This is a genomic window from Glaciecola sp. 1036, assembly GCF_050306235.1.
Lineage (GTDB): Bacteria > Pseudomonadota > Gammaproteobacteria > Enterobacterales > Alteromonadaceae > Glaciecola.
Genome location: NZ_JBLWFH010000024.1, coordinates 1 through 19,735 on the forward strand (window position 1 = coordinate 1; position 19,735 = coordinate 19,735).

Annotated in this window: 19 protein-coding genes and 2 pseudogenes; 10 read left to right on the plus strand and 11 right to left on the minus strand. The window is 36.4% G+C overall.

What is annotated here, in order from left to right:
- Positions 1-53: 53 nt before the first annotated feature.
- From ACNKW3_RS19390 to ACNKW3_RS19400, 3 genes are all read right to left on the minus strand, one after another.
- Entirely contained in the window at positions 54-692 is a 639-nt protein-coding gene (locus tag ACNKW3_RS19390) for a hypothetical protein (RefSeq protein ID WP_427400994.1), read from the minus strand.
- 244 nt (positions 693-936) lie between these two features.
- A complete protein-coding gene (locus ACNKW3_RS19395; RefSeq protein WP_427400995.1) occupies positions 937-3,081 on the minus strand; it encodes a hypothetical protein in 2,145 nt (714 codons plus the stop codon).
- 328 nt (positions 3,082-3,409) lie between these two features.
- On the minus strand, positions 3,410-4,927 hold the full coding sequence (locus tag ACNKW3_RS19400; protein ID WP_427400996.1) for a hypothetical protein: 1,518 nt from the start codon (positions 4,925-4,927) through the stop codon (positions 3,410-3,412).
- A 399-nt stretch (positions 4,928-5,326) separates the two neighbouring features.
- Here ACNKW3_RS19400 and ACNKW3_RS19405 point away from each other — a divergent pair, with 399 nt between their 5' ends.
- From ACNKW3_RS19405 to ACNKW3_RS19430, 6 genes are all read left to right on the plus strand, one after another.
- On the plus strand, positions 5,327-6,028 hold the full coding sequence (locus ACNKW3_RS19405) for a hypothetical protein (protein WP_427400997.1): 702 nt from the start codon (positions 5,327-5,329) through the stop codon (positions 6,026-6,028).
- On the plus strand, positions 6,001-6,864 hold the full coding sequence (locus ACNKW3_RS19410; protein ID WP_427400998.1) for a hypothetical protein: 864 nt from the start codon (positions 6,001-6,003) through the stop codon (positions 6,862-6,864). The genes ACNKW3_RS19405 and ACNKW3_RS19410 overlap by 28 nt, the downstream gene beginning before the upstream one ends.
- Positions 6,865-6,876: 12 nt before the next feature.
- A complete protein-coding gene (locus ACNKW3_RS19415) occupies positions 6,877-7,083 on the plus strand; it encodes a hypothetical protein (RefSeq protein WP_427400999.1) in 207 nt (68 codons plus the stop codon).
- Positions 7,084-7,094: 11 nt separating this feature from the next.
- Positions 7,095-8,012: a hypothetical protein gene (locus tag ACNKW3_RS19420; protein ID WP_427401000.1), complete on the plus strand. Its 918-nt coding sequence runs from the start codon at positions 7,095-7,097 to the stop codon at positions 8,010-8,012.
- Entirely contained in the window at positions 8,005-9,141 is a 1,137-nt protein-coding gene (locus ACNKW3_RS19425) for a ComEC/Rec2 family competence protein (protein WP_427401001.1), read from the plus strand. The genes ACNKW3_RS19420 and ACNKW3_RS19425 overlap by 8 nt, the downstream gene beginning before the upstream one ends.
- Before the next feature lie 256 nt (positions 9,142-9,397).
- Positions 9,398-10,540, plus strand: coding sequence for a hypothetical protein (locus ACNKW3_RS19430; protein WP_427401002.1), 1,143 nt, complete (start codon positions 9,398-9,400; stop codon positions 10,538-10,540).
- Between the two features lie 410 nt (positions 10,541-10,950).
- On the opposite strand, the gene ACNKW3_RS19435 is transcribed toward ACNKW3_RS19430, so the two are convergent.
- Positions 10,951-11,397 carry a hypothetical protein gene (locus ACNKW3_RS19435; RefSeq protein WP_427401003.1) on the minus strand — a complete coding sequence of 149 codons (447 nt, stop codon included), beginning with the start codon at positions 11,395-11,397 and terminating at the stop codon, positions 10,951-10,953.
- 61 nt (positions 11,398-11,458) lie between these two features.
- On the opposite strand from ACNKW3_RS19435, the gene ACNKW3_RS19440 reads away from it, so the two are divergent.
- The 4 genes and pseudogenes from ACNKW3_RS19440 to ACNKW3_RS19455 form a co-directional block, all read left to right on the plus strand.
- Entirely contained in the window at positions 11,459-12,079 is a 621-nt protein-coding gene (locus tag ACNKW3_RS19440) for a hypothetical protein (RefSeq protein ID WP_427401004.1), read from the plus strand.
- Positions 12,080-12,436: 357 nt separating this feature from the next.
- Positions 12,437-12,541 (plus strand): annotated as a pseudogene (locus tag ACNKW3_RS19445) (hypothetical protein); the annotation flags it as partial.
- A gap of 321 nt (positions 12,542-12,862) precedes the next feature.
- Complete coding sequence (locus tag ACNKW3_RS19450) at positions 12,863-13,027, plus strand: hypothetical protein (protein ID WP_427401005.1); 165 nt, start codon at positions 12,863-12,865, stop codon at positions 13,025-13,027.
- Between the two features lie 21 nt (positions 13,028-13,048).
- A pseudogene (locus tag ACNKW3_RS19455) lies at positions 13,049-13,516 on the plus strand (transposase); the annotation flags it as partial.
- Positions 13,517-13,683: 167 nt separating this feature from the next.
- Here ACNKW3_RS19455 and ACNKW3_RS19460 read toward each other — a convergent pair.
- The 7 genes from ACNKW3_RS19460 to ACNKW3_RS19490 all read right to left on the minus strand — a co-directional run bounded on the left by ACNKW3_RS19460 (position 13,684) and on the right by ACNKW3_RS19490 (position 19,729).
- Positions 13,684-15,339: a hypothetical protein gene (locus ACNKW3_RS19460; RefSeq protein WP_427401006.1), complete on the minus strand. Its 1,656-nt coding sequence runs from the start codon at positions 15,337-15,339 to the stop codon at positions 13,684-13,686.
- Positions 15,340-15,350: 11 nt separating this feature from the next.
- Positions 15,351-15,689: a hypothetical protein gene (locus ACNKW3_RS19465; RefSeq protein WP_427401007.1), complete on the minus strand. Its 339-nt coding sequence runs from the start codon at positions 15,687-15,689 to the stop codon at positions 15,351-15,353.
- Positions 15,690-15,847: 158 nt separating this feature from the next.
- Positions 15,848-16,018 carry a hypothetical protein gene (locus tag ACNKW3_RS19470; RefSeq protein ID WP_427401008.1) on the minus strand — a complete coding sequence of 57 codons (171 nt, stop codon included), beginning with the start codon at positions 16,016-16,018 and terminating at the stop codon, positions 15,848-15,850.
- Positions 16,019-16,510: 492 nt separating this feature from the next.
- Positions 16,511-17,335, minus strand: coding sequence for an HD domain-containing protein (locus ACNKW3_RS19475; protein ID WP_427401009.1), 825 nt, complete (start codon positions 17,333-17,335; stop codon positions 16,511-16,513).
- A 35-nt stretch (positions 17,336-17,370) separates the two neighbouring features.
- Positions 17,371-18,063, minus strand: coding sequence for a hypothetical protein (locus ACNKW3_RS19480; protein WP_427401010.1), 693 nt, complete (start codon positions 18,061-18,063; stop codon positions 17,371-17,373).
- Positions 18,064-18,159: 96 nt separating this feature from the next.
- The gene (locus ACNKW3_RS19485) at positions 18,160-18,756 is read right to left on the minus strand and encodes a DNA-binding protein (RefSeq protein ID WP_427401011.1); all 597 of its coding nucleotides are present in this window, start codon (positions 18,754-18,756) and stop codon (positions 18,160-18,162) included.
- Positions 18,757-18,877: 121 nt separating this feature from the next.
- Positions 18,878-19,729: an HDIG domain-containing metalloprotein gene (locus tag ACNKW3_RS19490; protein ID WP_427401012.1), complete on the minus strand. Its 852-nt coding sequence runs from the start codon at positions 19,727-19,729 to the stop codon at positions 18,878-18,880.
- Between the last annotated feature and the right edge of the window lie 6 nt (positions 19,730-19,735).

The following is a 19,735-nucleotide window of genomic DNA, read 5'->3' on the forward strand; positions in this document are numbered from 1 at the left end:
AGAATTTAGCTCAAATATAAACTGACACTGGCACCCTAAAATTCGGGTAACTGTCAGATCAAGTCTGAGCTACTACAATTTATGGGTCTTACTTCTTTACCTTGAATATTAATTGCTGAATATTCTGGTATTCCAGTTGGAATTGAAATGTATGTAGCGTCCTGAGAATTATTGCTGTGACCTTTTTGACCTTGATCGCTTCTGGCATGCTGCCAATGGTTACCTTCAAGGACTAGCCTTGTCTCTTTATGAATATGGTCCAAAGCATCCATCTGTTGAAAAGACGCTAATTCCCTAGAATTACCTTCAGGGTCTCTAGTCCCTCTAATATCCAATCCTCGTAAAAACATACCCCTTAAATCCACTACAATATTGTGCCCAGTCAGCGCAGCAAATTTACTGCCCTCAACGGATCTCCCATCAGCAATAACCCATTGACCACTCTGCTCCTTATTAAATTGAACTTCGGTTAAAGTTGAAGCTAAAACAGTTCCAACTGGCAAACTTTCTTTTTGAGTTGTGTTTACATTTTGTTCGGGAATGAACCCAAAAGGATCCCAACCCCATTGTCTTTTAGAAATTGCAATATAGATAAAAAATACAACTGTTAATAAAATACTAATAGACATTATATATTTTGGAATGCTGACCCTATAATTACCAGCTGATATTTCTCCATTATTTGAATCCATGAATTCCCCTTTGATATAAATTAATTATCTGACAGATCTATTGAATTACACTTAAAAAATTGAAACAGCAAAATTTGGTTAATTTTTTAAATAACGCTTATTATTAAGTCTCAAAATGGGTCGCCTATTCAAATTCTTTATTGATGCATTAACTAGGACTTACGGGCATATATGAAATTTAAAAAGTCACTTTAAGCTAATGCATACAAGTGAATATAATCGACATTTCTTAAAATTTTACTCTTCACACATCCCAATACGAATAACTCTTTAAAAGAACAGGGATATTAACAAGGTCACTATGTATTATTTCAACATCTATAAGTTCATTTGAATTCCATTTATACAATCCTGATCGCCTTGGTTTATTCTTATACGTTGATAGGGGAGTGGTTCTAATAATTTGATTAAGTATAAATACCAATTTATCGTTACGGAACTTGTATTCGCCAGCAACTATCAATGTATTGATGAAGCCTGTTTTATCTTCATGAGTACCTTTCACTCTCTCATAAAGAGATTCTAAAAAATACATAGAAGGTGTCTTGTAAGCAACGACAGTTGGCTCTTTAGCATTATTTTCTTTTTCAAAATCTAGTTGATCCGCTCCACTTAAATAAAGAACTGTATCTCTAGTTGGATTAAGTTTTGTTAAAAAGCTATTCAAATCACTTCGCCAAGTTCTGTCTCGTAATATTTCACATTTTTGTTTTTGAGAATATTTTCCATCGCTGTTATTGTTATTGACCTCGACAATCGAATTTGACTCGATTTTAATCTCGTCTAGTTCATTGATGATTTGATGATATAAGAGACGAGCACTAAATGAATCGAAATCATTCTCACTATTTAATATTACTAAGAAAACATCCTCACAATAATATTCTAATACTATATCTCTTATTATGGCTCTAACGGCTCTACTGTATGCATTAAGAACTATATAAACATCACCTTTTTTATTTTTTTTATGTTTAATCATGAACTTGTTAAAAAACTCAATAGCTTGTTCATTTATACTTCGGCGTTGTTTTTGAATTAAATCAGAAGAATAAGATGTCCACTTATAAAAGGCTTCATTTAATTCAGTCTTGAAATGTTTTTCATCACCAACTTGGCGTTTTTTACTAGATAGGGCAATCAATTCTCCAATATTCATATATTTAATTCGGTTCAATAGAATTTTTACTTCACCTCTTTTTTTAATATTCTTAACAGGTGTTATTGAGCTAAGTAAGTCTCCATTATTAGATATTGCAGAAGACAGGTACTCTAAAATAGCTAGAGAGGTTATTCGATGCACTGCTGCACCAGTAAAATGCGCATTTTGCATTCGAATTAATGTCAAGAGCTCCTTTGGCGTATTTATAGATCTGACCTTTCCTTCAAACAATGATTCATCTTTAGTAACGTGTTGTTGTAAAAATTTAATAAAAAGTTGAGTTGCCCCTGATATTGAACGAGTTTGATAAATTAAAGAGAACTGCTCTAAATCGCATTGAAGATCACATATTGACTTTAAGTGGGAGATAATTGCTAAATTATTTTTAATAATATTTGTAGCTCTAATGTCTCTATTAGAAACTTTTATTTTATTTTCTTTATTTGATTCATTTTTTTTGCTTTTGTATTCAGGATTGATTAAATCACTTAGCTTTATGTTTCTATTTACAAAAATGCTAGGACTAAAATTAAAAAAATCATCTGAAATTTCTCGATGAGTAACTTTTAGGCGAATGGCTATTTCATGCTTAAGTTGATCTACTATCATTATCGAACTCTGCATATTCCGAATACATTGTAGGATGTTTTCAGCATCATTTTTTACGTATTCATTTTTTAATTCTATGTTTCCGATATGATTAGCTATCCTCAAACATTCATAGGCTGTAAATCTTATTAGATCGGAATTTGAAATATTAGAACCCGCGATGATCGAAACATATTCTGCCGGATTTGAGCGAGCGAGAACTAACGCTAGAAAAGGCGCTGCAAATATGGTGGGAAAAACGAGTAAAACAGCGAATATTTGAAATAACGTGTGACTATCTTTAGTTTTTTCAAGTTGCATTAGATCCACGAAGGCAACTAAAGCGATCACAATACCTAACATCGTCAGGAATCGTTCAGGGTTGTTAAAAATCGCATTAAGGATAACTTTAGGTTCGTCTTTATATCTATAAATTGGCTGCAGATACAAATAAAGCCGTTGCCTTTTATGATGTGGTTTTGAATGAAATAAAAGTGTAACGCTTGCCAACCATTTCATTGCACCAAAGAGGAGATTATACCAAAAAGAAAATAATGCAGCCTTTATTAAAGTTTTAGGGTTTCTAACGATTACCTTCCAAGTAGATTTCCATTTTTTTTTATATAGCTGTTGATTCATGTAAAAGTCCTTTTAAACATCATTAAAAGTATCTATAAATAATGTAAAACTAGGTAATTTAAAATTTTTTTGGAACTCATTATCAAGTTAAAATTAGAACGAAAATCATTCGATTTCAAGATGGCTTATCCTTGAACGTTGATGATAAAACGGAGCATTGACAATTTAACCATCTGAAAGACATATTTACCGGATGAATATTTATAAATGTCTCAGATTTCCGTTAGATATCATCGAATTCACAGTTTGCTTTTATGACCGAAGTTAAAAAAATACAACCAGTTAATTGTGTAGTACCTAAGTTAAAACATAGTCTGACAAAGCTTGTTTATTTATTTAAAGTAAATTCATACGGCGTTTCAAACTGAGGTTTAGGCATTCCTTTGTTATCTAATTGACGAACCAACCATGCTTGGACTTGCATTTTTACCGTTTCACCGTCTTTTCTAAAGCCGATAGTCATAAAATGTTCTTTGGTTCGTGGTCTCCAATATGTAGAAAACCATCTACCATTTTGTGTGCCTACTCTAAAAGGTTCCTCGGGGTATTCGACTTTTTCAGGTTCCCATGAGCAATTTATTCTCGCTTTGCGATCTGGAAAATATTCAGGGTCATATTTAGGTTTTGCGGTTGCTACAGAATTAACGCCAGTCAGGTTGGAAGTGGGTGAGGCAACTACTTCAATTAACTTCTTACCATGATTTCCAATTTTGACTGAAGAAATTCGTCCAAAATGTACGTCTCCCGATAATACAACGATATCTCTTTTTGCATCTGCTAGCGCATTTATCAACTTGGTATATTGGCTTTTGAAACTGAGTAGATTTCGTTCGGTTTTATTTTCTTCAACTATTAATATTTGCGGGATAACTAAAACGCCTGGAGTCGTTAGGTTTTTCGCCCATTCAATCATTTTGGAAAAGTTTTCTTTATTAATAAATTGGGTCTTTGAACGAGTAGAGCGTAAATCGGCAATACAAAATGAAATATCATCTCCAATTTTAAAGAACTCAAGCGGTTTAGTCGTTTGCTGAATATTTTCAACCCCATTTTTTGAGGCTTTTTTCCAAGCTCTTCGAATCTTCGCTATACGCAGCATGAAAAGAGTAGGAATAAAACCATCATAAAATGGGTAATCATTCCAATATTCGTGGTCATCTGGCAACATCCATGTACCGCCTCTTCGTAACATGTTGTCTAGAACTTTCCAATGCTCTTGATAATCATCTGCAATACGACAGCGAACTTCGTTGGTGAGAGGGGATAGTGAATCAATACCTATATCTAGGTAAACCTGATCCCCTACCATGAATTTTATATCGGGTTGAACGGCTTGCGTACCATTATGGTAAAGTGCTTTAAAAGCATTTGCAGTATTGCCATCGTCTTTGTGAGCGTAAAAACAGCTACTTAAGGAAAGCGTAAATGCGGTGTTTTCCTCAGTGGGAAGGGATAAAGGCAAGGTTGTAAAGTATGCTGTTTTTAACTGAAGCCAATCACCGACAAATTCAGATGCTTCATGTTCAATTTGTCTGTAAAAAACAGCGGTGTATTTTGTATTGGGCGACAAACCTTCAATTGTTAATAAAGTAAAGAATCGATTGCTGAGGTTCTCAATGGGCTTCTCCCATTGTACCCTTACAATATCGATACTTTGAACTTGTTCATTATCTTTAAATATAACAACACGACTTAAAAGCGGCTTGTATTGATTAGCATCAAGTGTCCCAACCCATAGTTGTCCAGTTTCAGTGGTAACTTTATGTGGAATTAGGTTCCAACGTGAGGGATCCGAACGAATTGGTGCAGGTTGATTTATTGAGGTGCTACGGTTAATTATTTTCATAGGGACGTTCCATGTGATTTTTAACCTTAAGCTTAATCATTTAGCTCAAAAATAAATGTACGTCCAAAGCGCAAAGTCAAACTTTGATTAAAGTTACAACTCACTTAGTAGTGTAAATTCTTTTTTAATTTGCCAGAAAATATTGAAATAAACAATGATTAAAAATTGCACAACGTTTTTAAAGACTAAAATCAGGTGAGTCCGAAGAAATTAAGTTAGTGATACGTTTAATATTTTTTCTTTTTATGTGTGGTGAGAAACCTGTCTCTAAAAGAAGACGTAAAAAATTCTTGACAGTTACTGACAGTATTCTATATTAAACTTAGCAGAAAGGACTTAACTCTCTGAATTCAGCGGTCTCAGGGGAAACCAATAAGCATTGATAACCCATGGACGAATATGCTTTTCTCTATTGTTTTTCAGCCGCACTCTAACTCTAAATTTCGAAGACTTTTAGCTTTGGGCTTAATTGCTAGTTTTTGCTCGCTTGTTTCTGGTTGCATATCGTCCGCCAAGGTAGATAGAGATGGAAGAATAAGTGTTTCTCACTTTGGCGTTTTACATGTTTATCCTAACCCAGAAGAGTCTTCCGTAATTGATTTGCGAGACGCTACGCTACTCGGTGTGTATTCTGACGGCTCAATCTCTTTAGGATACAAGAATAAAAAAGAACATAAAATTCAATTAGGATGTAATGCCCTTATCATCACTGATGATAAAACAGATCACTCACAGGTTGTTACAACAGTTAACTCAATTCCTTTTCATAAAGTTTGTTCAGTAAGCGCAGATTCGGATAAAGAAATAGAAAATCAGTTTGATAAAGAATCTCAAACAGTTTATTTGGGTGTCACTAAAATCACTCAATCTCTTACTTTCCCACCGAAAAGTGGGTTAAAAGCCCAAGAGTTTAGCTCATGGGGAATGATGGTTGGTGATACCTCTGTGTTAGGCCATAGTCGAAAATCCCTTATCTCTAGTGGCAGCGAATGCACAGTTCTCATACTAGCTCAAACTCGAAGCGAGTATGAATTTTATAAACAACATCTTAATTTCAAGGACGGAGAAAATTTATGTTTAGCGTTAAATCCTACATCTTAGTAGCGCTTTTTTGCATTGCTTGCCTTACAGGTTGCTTTTCGACACCTGATCATAGCAATACACTCATTTTTGGAACTGAAACTAAATTCGCTATTGATGTCAGCTCATCATCAACAACGCAATTACCTGAAATTACAGTGGGGTATAAACGAACTGAAGCTGTATGGCTTCCTCTTCTCGCAAATCAAAAAAATGAAGATGAATTTACTCCTGCACCTTGCTCTAGTGATAACACGTTGAATGATTGTAAATTCCAGGCAACGAACTCAGAAGATGCCTATTCTGTGTTGGCTTCTTTTGGCGCTAAATTTGGGGGAGAAGCGGATTCTGACGTTAATAATCCCACATCAGGTTCTGACGGTCAGTCTTTAGCTAAAGGCTCAGCTCAAGCTTCTGGAGGAATAGCTCAGTATTTTGCAACTGGATTAGCGGCTCAAAAATTAGCGGCAGAAGGTGGTGCGTCTTTGGTGACGGTTCAAAGTGGAAATACCAAACCTAAAAGAACCGCTGTCGAAGTTTTAATGGAAGAAAGGGGCCTTTCAGAGCAAGAATCTCAAGAGCTACTTAAACAAGCCACTAAAAGATTTGAAACTAAGCAAGTATTGGTAGACGAAATCGTTAAAAGATTATCTAAAGACGGCAATGTCGAAACAGAAAGACTCAAAACTATTGGTGAGAAGCTTAAAGGAGATTATCCAGATATAGGCTCATTTAATAAATTGATATCAGCGACAACTGTGGCCGAAGTAAAAGAAGTCGTTGGAGATATTGCCTCAATAGATGCTAGAGATGGTGAGAAACACCCTCTAGACGCCCTTATTGCAGAAACATTTTAAAAGGAGATCCGAATGGACATGAAAATAAAAGTAATCAAAATGAGTGGTAAAGATGAAGATGATAATAAAAAAATAAACAACGTTATGTCTGACATGTTGAAAGAAGGTTTCGAAGATATTACTTCTAAATTAGTTAAAAAATTCACGTACGATGCATATTCGGCTGGTGGCAAACAAGACCCTCTAGAAGATGTTACGGTGCTTATTGGAACCAAATAGGAAACTTTTTCATGAAAATTCCATTGTTTTCTTCTTTTTTTAAAAAGAGAGATTTCAGAGATAGTATTGAGCCATCCGTTAGAGAAGTTTCTGAATTACTCATTTTTGCACAAGAAAACGATATCGCCGTTTCCGAGCCACATTTGACCATTTTATGTGAATATGTGGAAATGAAAAAAGAAGACAGTTTTGAACACTTCGATAGCCGTGAAGCTAATGAAGCTAACTGGAAAAATAACGATTTCAAACAAAGTGCTTTTTGTTTAAAAGATGTTCATATTGCCTACACGCAATTGTGTAAAAAGACGCTACCCGTAACGGGAAAAACGATAATTGATTCAAAAGACTCCCCAAGAGTCTGGCAACTTTTTTACCTAATTATAATTTTAGTTCCAACCTTAATTGCGTTTGAGGTATTACGGCAATTTATCTTAGAAATACCAGATGCAGATGAAATCTTTCCAACATTATATTTAATTGATAGATATGCGTATCAACATCTAGCCTTCTTTTGGGCAATGCTTGGAAGTTGCATATTTCTAGTTAAAAAACACTCAGATTTGGCCGCAAATTACCAATTTGAATTACACAAAAGTGTGAATGGATGGCTTCCAAGGGTAATTTTAGGGACCGTACTAGGTGGTATTTCGCCTTTAATATTTGATTTTAACTACATTTCAGACACTGGTGTTGATGAAAATTCAGCTGCGTTCTTAATTGGGTTATCGGTAAAAATATTTTACGGTGCAATTGAAAAAGTCATTAATGAAATAGCCAATAGGTTTAATCTCTCCAACATTAAGGGTGCAACAAAAGATAAAAAATCGTTTGAAGAGGAAATTGTCGAAGCCGTCAAAAACGGTAAGCTTACAAGTGCTGAAGCTCAAGAATTATTAGAGTTATTTAAGAAAGCAAAAGACGATGGATAAACAGCAAAGATTGTATATTTTATTCTTTATATTATTGGGTGTTAGCTACTTAGCTAGAGCTGATACTATCGGTATCGCTAAAGAGCTTGAAATACATTATATAAATGTTGGTCAAGGGGGTAGCACTCTTATAATAGGGCCAAATGGAACCCGGATCCTGTACGATTTTGGTAATAAAAGCGGATTATATTCTCTAATTCCATATTTTGAGTCACTTAACTGGGAGCAGGAAAAAAAGCTTCACTATACTATTTTAAGTCATAGAGATAGAGACCATTACTATGGTTTCAAGGATTTAATTGATAATGATTTTGATGTTTTAATTGCGAATTATGGCCCCTTGACCGGTAACCGTGGCTCTAACTTACTAAGCAAACGTTGGATTGAACCTGCAACGAAAACAACCGCAGGAGCGGTATCGAAAATACGACCTGGAATGCGAATTTCATTAGGAAGCGGTGCAGAGTTACTTGTAGCTGCGGCAAATGGCGTTGTTTTTGATGGTACTAAAATTGATGTTATTAATGAAAATGACCGGTCAGTTTCCATACTTATTAAATACAATGAATTCGAATTTATCTTGGATGGGGACCTTGGAGGTGGGGCTGAAGTTTGTAGTGGACATAAAACAAACCAACGAGATGTTCAGACACAAGTGGCACTGTCCTTGATTGAAAGAGGGGAGATTTCAGCAGTGAAAGGTGTCGATGTTTTCCACGTCGCCCACCATGGAAGTGAGAGCAGCTCACCTGCGCGTTATCTTAGTCAGTTGAAACCTGAGATTGGATTAATCAGCGTTGGAAATCCAAACTGCAAATACCAACACCCAAGACAATCCGTAATTTATACTTTACTAAAAAAACATTCATTGGATCCTGACTTATTGGATAAAGAGAGTTGTGATGATGTAACGCCAGTCAGCCATATTTTTCAAACCGATAGGGGGAGCACGCAATGCGGTCCTGAGTTAAGCTCTTTAAGTGATAACTCCAATATTATCAGTGGAGACATCGTTTTATCTACGGATGGGACAACGGATTATAAAATTGTGACTTCCGGTGTAACTTGGACAAATGGGAGAAGAGTAAAGACAGAACTTCCCCAGAATTTTGTTTTTAATCTAGATTGAATAGGTGAGGAGCGAGTTTAATAGAGGGGATTTAAATTGGTAGTATTTTTTAATTCGAAAAATTAATTTGTTAGTAACTGTGAGAAAGTACGCCTTGATTTCACATTAATAAAAATGAATAGTACGAATTTTAAACAGTGTTGATGGTTAGGTTCAATCAAGAAAAGTTCTTATAAAGGTTAATGTGCTAGCACAACTCTACAACTATTTTTGGTTTTAAAATCCAGTTAATTACATTGGAAAGTGCGAATTACTTATGATGGAAAATACAATTGTGTCGATGCGACAATCATCACTCGTTATTGTATTAATACTGTTTTTTTCCGTTTCTCAATACGAATCGTTCAAATCAGTAGATATAACTTTTAAGGCATTACTTACTTACGCGGCCACGGAAGCCATCTACAAAGGTGATCTTAAGTCCCTTACAGTCCGAGAAAACCATTATCATCATTACTTACCAATATCTTGTGGGCCACAGCTAGTAGATCAGCTACGCAGGTTTAGGGGGGACGTGGAGGGGGGAGACGCAGACCAAATTGATCTATCAAGTTTAGAAGAAAATGTTGGGGCGGAGATCGGGCTGGTATTATCAAAATTGAATATGAATTTTATTTTTCACTACCCAGTTCGCTCTCTAACTAGCGATAACCTGTTCGCGCTTGTCTACCTGCCTGAAAATCCTAATTCGTGCAGCTTAGTAAAACTCACACATGATAGAGATGAAGCTAATGGGAGCGAGTTAATCAAAAAAATATATGGCGATGATGATGACAAAATAAAAATAGATTTTATTATTAATTACTTACGTGGATTTCCATTTAGGTATAAACAACTGATAGAAGACGACGTTTATACTTCTGTCGATATGGATAAAAACAGTGCATATGAATTTTTAATGAAAGGAATAAACGTACATGGCGATATTGAAGAACAAATTATGGAATACGGCATTGAGTATAATAATAAAAAAACAAACGCTAGTGCCTTTAATATTTCTTTATCAGCGAGCTATGCATTGTTACTGCTTCAGCTGATTAGCATAGTTCTATTAATACATGTCATTTCGCGCATTAGAATACTGAGAGCCCAATTAACTGTTGATGAATGTCACCTATGGATGTTAACAAGTTTTCTAGTGAATCGTCGTAGCTCAGTGTTATCGCTTGTGATAAGGACATTTGAAGGTTTTTGTGGCATAGTGGGGTATTGTCTTGTAATGTTTGCGCCACTAATTAGTTGTTTATTACTCAATCGTGTAATAGATAACAATGCGGATAATTACTGGGAAATAAATGTTGCTTGGGGTTTTAGCATCTTTGCAGGATTTATTGCCGTAATAGGAATTGTACAGTTGGTAAGTTCTTTTTATAACATTGTTGGTAAAATTAAACTTTAACATTGGTATTAAGAAGATTAGTCGCGGATAAACGTAGTTTTCAGAATAACACTTATATAAGTGCCATATATTTCCTCCAGATATCATTCAGTACGCATCAGCATAATGCCAGTTTGACACCAGTCAAGTCAGAGAAAAAGTACTGACCAAACTATAAAGCAGTGGCCAATTTAACTTGACCACTATAGAATAGGGCAATTTTGTCTTGGAGCAGCGTAACAGCGAAAAGAGTTCTTAGATTTGTAGGATTATCTGAATGCCAAAACTTAACCTGTCAGTACCCAGTTGCCCATGCATGGCGTCTAATTAAATTAGTCAATTGATCACTATTAAGCATTAAAAAAATCAGGTAACCGTGATAGTTTTGTTTTAAAAAATGTTACACCTATTGAAATTTGTTAGTGCTTTGGTCAAGGCGTTGATATGTCTGTATCTTGCTTGGAAGTGGGAGTAAAAGCTACCTTATTTGCAAAATGAATTCTAACAAAGCCAATGCAAATTAATATTCCGCCCAAAATTAGATGTATAGTAATTATTTCCCAATCAAGTAAAAATAACTCGTTAGCGATGTATCTATCTGTTAGTAGATTTATAATTTTTGAATTTGCGCGAAGAACATCGACACTTACCAATATCCATAAAGAATTAAGATAGAAATAATAACCGAGCATTATCATTATCAAATAATGTCCAATTAACCTTAACTTATTAAATAAATCACTAAAAATAAACCCTAGATAGGCAATCGAGATGGCACCTAACATTTCCCACTGACTAAAGTAAGCACTGTCGGCATGTTTGTACAGCTCAATACTTACTTGTAATAGATCGGGACTGGCAATATTTCCGTCTTGCATTTTTAATCCTTATAACGCACCATACAATCAGTACAAAAAACGTACAACACTTCGGCATTTTATGCAAAAACTTATTTTATTTCTAATGCTTATCGTGTCTAACTTGGGTTCAGCTGAAGGGCAGGAGAAACCTAACATATCATTTGGTTCTTCCCACGTTTTATCTGGCTTTTGGTACAGTTCTTGTTATACAAGGGGAGGAGAATTTAACATCGAGTTTGAGTCAACAACAAATGAAGGCTCTTATTTAATTCGCTATAAAATTAAAGGAAGCGACGTCTTTAACAATAACGGTCATTATTCGCCTGAATCAGAAGCTACAATAAATTTTTTGTTAGCGGAAAATTCAGAAAATAATAACTACTTACAAATGGAACTCGAGCATGAAGCTTGGCGGTATAACTTACTTAGAAGTCGGAAAACTTCTACTTTTGATGGAACTTTCGAAGCCAATACTCCATTTAATTGGCAGCTTTTAGTACAAGATGATGATGTTGTATTGAAAATGAACATGAATAAGGGGAATATTTTTGGTCGTTTTGAGTATGATGGCATATTTAATATTGACGATGTTGGATGCTTTATAGCGTCAGATGAAGAAGTGGACCCTAAGAGCTTTTTGGAGCGCTGTGAAGAAGAAACTCGACAAATTATTAAAAATTATAATATTTGCCATAATTAAATTTGGATTTAGGGAATTAACAGTGATTTGGGTATTGACAAGTTAAGCCTCTAAAAGCCAGAGTTGTCGTATAAATATTTATAAACGGCTCAGATTTTCTGTTAGACATCATTCAACACGCAGTATGGCTTTTATTTCCAATTCAATATCAGTTTAAGGGATGTTGAAGATTTACTAAACGAACGCGGTATAGATGTCAGTTTCGAAGCAGTTCGAAGTTGGTGTAATAAACTTGGCCTTGATTACGTCAAATGATTAAAAAGAAAACGAAATGGATTTGGTGATACATTTTTCATCGGTGAAGTTTTTATAAAAATAAATGGGAGCCAATATTATCTCTGGTGAGCCGTCGATAACGATGAGGATGTCATTGATATTTTTATCCAAGAGAAGCGAGATAGTGAGGCTACTAAACGCTTCTTTAAGCGTTTAATTTACATAAACAAATCACTTCCATGGTAGATAGTCATCGACAAATTACGCAGTTATCCTGTAGCTCACAAAGCCTTGATACCAAGTACTATTCGTTACACATCTTTGTGTGCGAACAATAAAGCCGAGTTTTTTCGTCAGCCCACTGGTTTAAGAAAGGGTGATGCGGAAATTCAAATCCATTAAACAAGGGCCGCGATTCCTGAGTACTTATTCTGAAGTTCAGAATTTATTCAATTTAGGAAGACACATGATCTCTGCCACTCATTATAAAATGTTGAGGAGTAGGGCAAGTGTGTTTTGGAAGAAAATAACAACGAATTGAGTATTTAGGCTTGAAGGATTATTTGAATGCCAAAACTTAACTTGTCAGTACCATTTTTTAGCAATCGTGGCGGCAATGCGGTGGCTAATACGAATAGAAGAATCAAGGCTATTAACGATGCTATGGCGCTAACTGAAGATAGCAGTATTATTGAGCAAATTAGCTTGTTATCAGTCACACTTTCCAATTAAGTAATGCTCTTGAACTAAGGCATCAAGGCATTCGACGTCAAAATTGACGAACTATTTAATCAAATGCCTGATGCTGACATCTTCGCTTCATTGCCAGGCACCGGACCATGCTTGGCTCCTCGTTTACTCGCCGCGTTTAGCGAGGATAGAAGCCGGTTCTCAAGTGCTCAAGAGATCCAAAACTACGCAGGCCTATCTCCTGTGACAGAGCGAAGCGGAAACAAAGAGAGGATTCACTGGCAATGCTCAACATTCATCAGACAAACGTTTGTTGAATGGTCCGCGAAAAGCGTCCATCAATCCTACTGGGCTGGCTTGTATTACGAAAAACAACAGGCAAGAAGCAAAGCATATCAAGCAGCTGTCAGGGCGTTAGCATTTAAATGGGCGAGAATCGTGTTCAAATGTTGGCAAACAAAAATGCCCTACAATGAAGCTCGATATTTAAAAGCATTAAAAGAGAGAAATTCATCTCTACTAATTGCATAAAAAGGTTGTTGAATGACTCAAGGCGTGAACCAGACCCTCACGCTGGGAAGCTTCCACCCTATCGATCAGTAAAGTTACTGGAGAATCATATCAAACTGTTAAGCCCATTTGATTAGTTTCAATAACGTACTTATTTTAAACAAATGAAAAAAAGAAAAAGGAAGTTATTATGTTGGTAGATCAGGAAACATAGATTGAGTGAGTCCTAAGGTATATACGTCATTTAAAGTCTCAATCAAAAACGTTAGCGTATCTTCATCAAAGCTCGAAATATACTGATGTAGCATTACTCTGGGTACACTAGATGTCGTAAACAACTTATGCAAAATCTGAGGATGGATTACACTTTTGAATAAAGATGCTACTTTAATATTTTTTAAATTTCTTTCCCACTGTTCAGACGGATTCGCAGCAGTAGGATGCGGTATAGAGTTTGAAATCGTAGTGTCGCTCAAAAAAATAGTTGAAGGAAGCGAATATCCAATCTTGCTCTCTACTTCATGAAAGGAAATGTAGTACGAATATGAGTTTTTTCTAAATGAAGAATTGATGGAATCGACGTGGTTCTTATCATCCCAAATATCTTTCTTCCAAATGTTTTCTGGAAAAAAAGCACGAATTAAGGGTGGCGTTTTGTAATTTACGAAATCCGTCATCTTGCTTATCCTATCAGGATCACGTAAATATCTAGGTATTATTTCTCTAAACCTTAGAAAAAAACCATTATACCCTAACCAATCTCGTCCAAAACAATAACACGCCGTTTCAAAAAGCCAATCATTATCCAACATAGTTTTGTTTTCAAATATGATGTTTAGCAACTTTGCTAATCTGTAGCTTGGCCACGTATCATAGAATTTCAGTGTCTCGACGCCATTTGCTTCAGTTTTGACAAGACTGTTTATTTCAAACGTTCCAGACAAAGCAATATCAGTAATGAATAACACTTGAAACTTGTCTATCTTCAATGAAATAAGTTTAGAGATTATAAAACGTAGATTATTTGAAATTTTAATTTTTGTTAGTCTATCTATCCACACCTCTTCAAATATTGATGAGTTGTTACATATATTTGAGTATTCTGTGAAATAAGCTCTTAACTCGAATATTTCATTAAAAGACAAAAAAAGGTTCTTTGAAATTTTTTCAGGCTTGTTACCTGCAACCCATTTGACTTCAGGTAGATAGTTAAAATGATTCATGCGTAACGGGGATTCGTTAGCTTTTGCAAAGTATTCAATTATTGTTTTATATGATTCATTGATAATTTTTAGATAACTCTTTTTTTCAATTCGCTTTAAAGGAGTCGGAAAAGGATCATTCAGAATAATATCGAAAAAGTATCTTAAATTATTTGCTAACTTAATGTTATCACGAACATAAAAATTATAAGCATGTTCGATATCTTCATTTTTAATCGACATCCCGAAGATTTCGCCAGCGCTCTCAATTTTCTTTTTAATTAACGTTTTTGCACTTTTTATGAACCACTCCTGTGCTGGAAATGTCATCTCAGTTAATATGCCTAACTCACTTGCCAGTCGAAAGGGGGTATTATAGAGCTCATACATTACATACCCAAGACGCCAATAAAAAATTCCGCTGTGAATAGAGGTTAGGTCGAAAAAATGCTTCAATTCGTGAATGAATGACAAACAGCTAAATTTCTCCGAGTCCGTCAAAATTGAAAAATTTGGGGCATATAGCGGGCTAACTATTCTTCTCTTTTCATCACAAATTCCAGATTTAATTAACGTATCAACTGAAGCATCTGAATAAACTGTCTGAGAATTGATTAAGAAAAAACCGTTTGACCCACTCATTGCTGCTTTCCTTAATCTTGCTTATTTAGAATGTCTTTAACTACCTTTAAGAAATCAGACGCACTTTTTATGTTTTTAAGGTTTATATCTTTCCCATTAATTTTGATATGGTCTATCGCATATTTTGCTATTATAAAATCGAAAATTCCGGAAACAGTGTGCTCGAGAGCTCCAGAATTTAGAATCTGAATAAAGATATCTAACGCTTGGTCAATAGACTGAAACGCACCAGTTGGGGGTTCATATTCGATTGCGTTTTGAACTGAGTCTAGTTCTGATATTTCTTTGACAAGTGTCGATTTCACGTCCTTGTCTGTGATTTGCGGAAATTTAATTCGTAGTGTTTCCATGATTTTTCCAATCCTTGTGCAGAACAATAAGTTGCTTTTTTTTATTAAACGTAATTAAGGACTATATCATTTTTTTACGTTTTGGCGTTAGTGAAATGTAATGACTGAATTGCCACTACTAAACGGGACTCATTGGACAATTACTAAAAAATATTGCTCTATTCAGATTTATTGTTTGAATCAATAATTCCTCTGGCATCATCTAGCCAAAACCAAATCTTTTCTAACTCTGAAATCGCTTGAGGCTCAATATACTGCTCTTTGATAAGTGATAAAAGTTGCATTGCTTTTGAAAGGTTATTTTGAGCGTCGTTGAGAGTTACCTTCATTCCTTTCCCATGGTCAAAAAATCTATAATCAATCTACAGAATTTTTAAAATTTTGAAACTGTACTTTAGGTCAGGTGAAATTTGAAATAGACACCTAAGATTGTCGCTTTAATTTCTTCTACTTTGGGAAATCTATGATGTTTTTTTGTCCAGATTTGAAACGCTTATTTATAACTAAATGCAGTATATCTACAATGGCTATCATCGTTTTTAGGACATCTAATCGGTGTACAGTACTTGTTTTTTGTTAATTCAGTTGAAGACCTAAGCTAGTAATAGTTTACGGCAAATCCGTGTATCTGATTTTATATTCGGGAAATTCCTTCACAAGTATCAGGATTGGGGAGCTTCAAGGGGGGATTGTGTTTTTTTGTAACTTTTCTCTAAGGCTCCGCATAGGTCAGTATAAACAAGATGGAATTTGTGGCGAGTTATAGGCAAACTGCCGTTGATTAGACATAAGCGCCATAAAGGCGCTATAAACTTTATTCTCTAGCTTCTTGTAACGGCAGTGTACTTATCAAACAATAATTCACTTGCATCTTTGCAGGCATCGGCCACTTTATCGAGCCATGTAAAATATTCCATTACTCGTTGCTCTGACCACTTGGAAGGGATGTGACTGGCGTTAGAGCATATATCGGCTAATTTGATGAGCTTAACGGACGTTGGGGCGTCGTGAAGTTTTGTGAGGGCTAGCTCGCGCCGCTCTTCCAAAGGTTTTGTTTTGTCATCGGTGAGCAGTTTTACGATACTTGCGATACGGGTCCCAAAGTTTTGCACTAGCTCATCATGGGTGACCGGCGTGTCCTCCAATACGTCATGAAGCAAACCTGCAATGATGATATCTTCATCAATGACGTTTGCTACTGTTACCAGTATATCCTGTACTTCAAGCAAGTGATTAATATAGGGTGCTCCATCACTTTTTCTGACCTGATTGGCGTGGGATTTTACGGCAAGTTGTAATGCTTTGTTTAATCGCAGCGAAGTTTTAAGCGGTACTGAGCCTTCAAGGGAAGTATCATCACTAAGCTCAATGCGTATTAAATTCGTGAAATAGCCATTGGCATTAAAACTGCCTTCGTCACCTTCATGCTCATCTCGAAATCGTCCTATACACGCATAGTGAAAAGCTTCTTCTTCTGGCAATGCGGTAGTGTCAATTAACTGATGCAAGTAGGTATTGTAAGTTGAAGGATATTCCCTGATATCTGTATTACCTAGACCGCCGTAAAACCCAAGATAAAAGCTTACACTGGTAGGGGAATAATAAAGGTGCCCATTAATTAAGTTTTGTTTTATCGAATCTAACATATTGAGTACTCCAAGATTGAAAAAAATGAGAGAGTTTAGTGGTGTGATGACACGCCATGCGCAATTTCTAACAAGACACATTGCTGACAGGTAATTGGATGCATTAATACCACGTCTTGACCACTGTCTTCACATATGACGCAGTTAATCTTGATATCGATTAAGGGCAAGGCAGCAGGCACAAACATAGGTAGCAAATTGCAGTGGTATAACGCGTTTAATGGCGACTCATATTGATGCCCCAAGGAGTCGCGCTTTAGCGAATAATAAATAAAACAACAATCTTTTAAAGACCAGTAAAGCGATTTTTGCAATGCTAGCTCGCAAATCTCCTCAAATAGCGTAACACCATCAACAATTGCATCTAGAAGGTAGCGAGTAATTTCAAGTAACGTGCCGGATACCGTTGAAATGTTTGTTAGTGAATGGATATAGGCACTGCATTCCGCTATAAAATGATTAATTTCATCGCCATCACAATCGGGTGAGAGATGGCTTAGCATGCAAATCAGCTCAGCCAATACGTAGTTAGGCTCATGGAATTCATCGCCTAATGTGTGGAAATCATCTAGCGAGGTGGATGGCATTTCGATATCGGCATTGGCCAGCACGAAGCCAATATTCTCTTGATGGTTCTTATTAGGTCTACCGGTCAGCGGATGAAGCTGATGCTTTTTCGGTAAACTAGACGAGCAAAGTAATTGAGTGATTGTGGATGATGTCATCATATGAGTTTCCTTTTGTGGTTTAAAGTAAGGGACTTTCCTCGTCCCGTAGAAATTGAGAATGGGGTGGAGCTAGTAAATTAGCGTTATGCTCAGCGTTTACGGTTTTTCCGCTTGTGACTTATTGTTTGTGGTCTTGGTTTCGTTTTGCGAAAGAGGCTGGCGCATGGCGTAGTTAAGCGCATCTAGCGCTCCTTGAAGCCGCGCATTTTCTTTTTCCAGTGAGCTGGTTTGTTTTTGGTTATGGTTAACCTCGCGCTGTAATTGTTTTACTTCATCTTCTAACCGCTGAATGGACGTATCCGCATTAAGCTCGTAATCCTCGTAATAAGCCATCGTATCTTTAAACTTGCGGGTAGCATCATCTAAGCGCTGCTCAAACAACGCTTGTGCGCGCTGATAAGCATGTACGGTAATTTGTTCAAGGTGATATCGCTGTTTATCAATCAAGGCGCTTATGGCATCGGTAAGCTCATCTGGCAGTTGTTGAAATGCCATCTCATCTTGTGACGCTGATGTATTATCAATGGCATCACCGGCAACATGTGCATCCCATACTTTGCGAATACGTAATATGCCGCCTTTAAAACCAAGTTTGGCGCGAATTGCGCCAGGGTTGGGGATTTTGCCCTGTTGCTCAAGTGCTTGCCCCGCGGCAATAATGTCTTTTTCTTTTACGTCGGCAGGTCTGGCCATTATCTTCTCCTGTAAGCGTGCTGCAGCATCGTTAAAATTGTTGTCGTTAGTTACATTTGTTTAATTACTTTGATTTATTTAGTTTGTTTCGTTAGTTACATGAATCCAATAGGGTATTCAGCTAACGATTAGCGCTACTGGCATCATAATGCTGTAAAAGCTGAGCGACTTTGGTCTTGGCCTTAAACCCGTAACGTGCGTTGGGGGACGCGCATGTCCATGCGTGACGTAATTGATTGGCATAGCCTAGATGGGCTTTTGATAATACATTCAAGGCAGGAGCACACAGCTCAAGTGTGAGCTCACTATGGTCGACCAAGTAGCCTAAATCTGAGCGTGTCATATCAGCAGTGAAAGTTTGGGTTTTGCCAATGTCGTGCAAAAGCGCAGCGATTATCCCCAGCTCCCGCTCTTCTTTGTTAAGCGTTTTATCATTGGCAACCTGCTTGGCAACCTCAACTGAATGCACCAACAATCCACTTCGGTAGTTGTGATGATGATTCAAGCTAGCGGGGCATTGAATGAACTTAAACCCCAATTCATTGTTTAGCAGCACATTGGATAAAAAATCAGAAAGTGCAGGGGTGGTAATTGATTCGACCAACTCAATGAACTGTGCTAATACATGTGGGTAAGCACACCGTGCTACTGGCAGTTTATAGATATTGCTTATACGCCGCGTACTCAAATCACAAGGTTGAATAAATTTACAACGAAAATAGGGCATTTTTGACGCTGATATACACTGCGCTTCAATATCCACATAGGATTCCGGTTGAATATCCCCGTAGATGCAGGCTTGGTCAATGCAATATAATTGCGCATTGGCCGTGGCATCGGATAATGTAATTTGCACATAGGGTTTACCATGGATGTCTACTTTTGTGACAAAGCCCACGAGATAAAACTGGCCAATGAAGCGATTCACATTAAACATATCTTGCAGTCGGGTGAGTCTATTTGCTGTTGTCATTTAGTT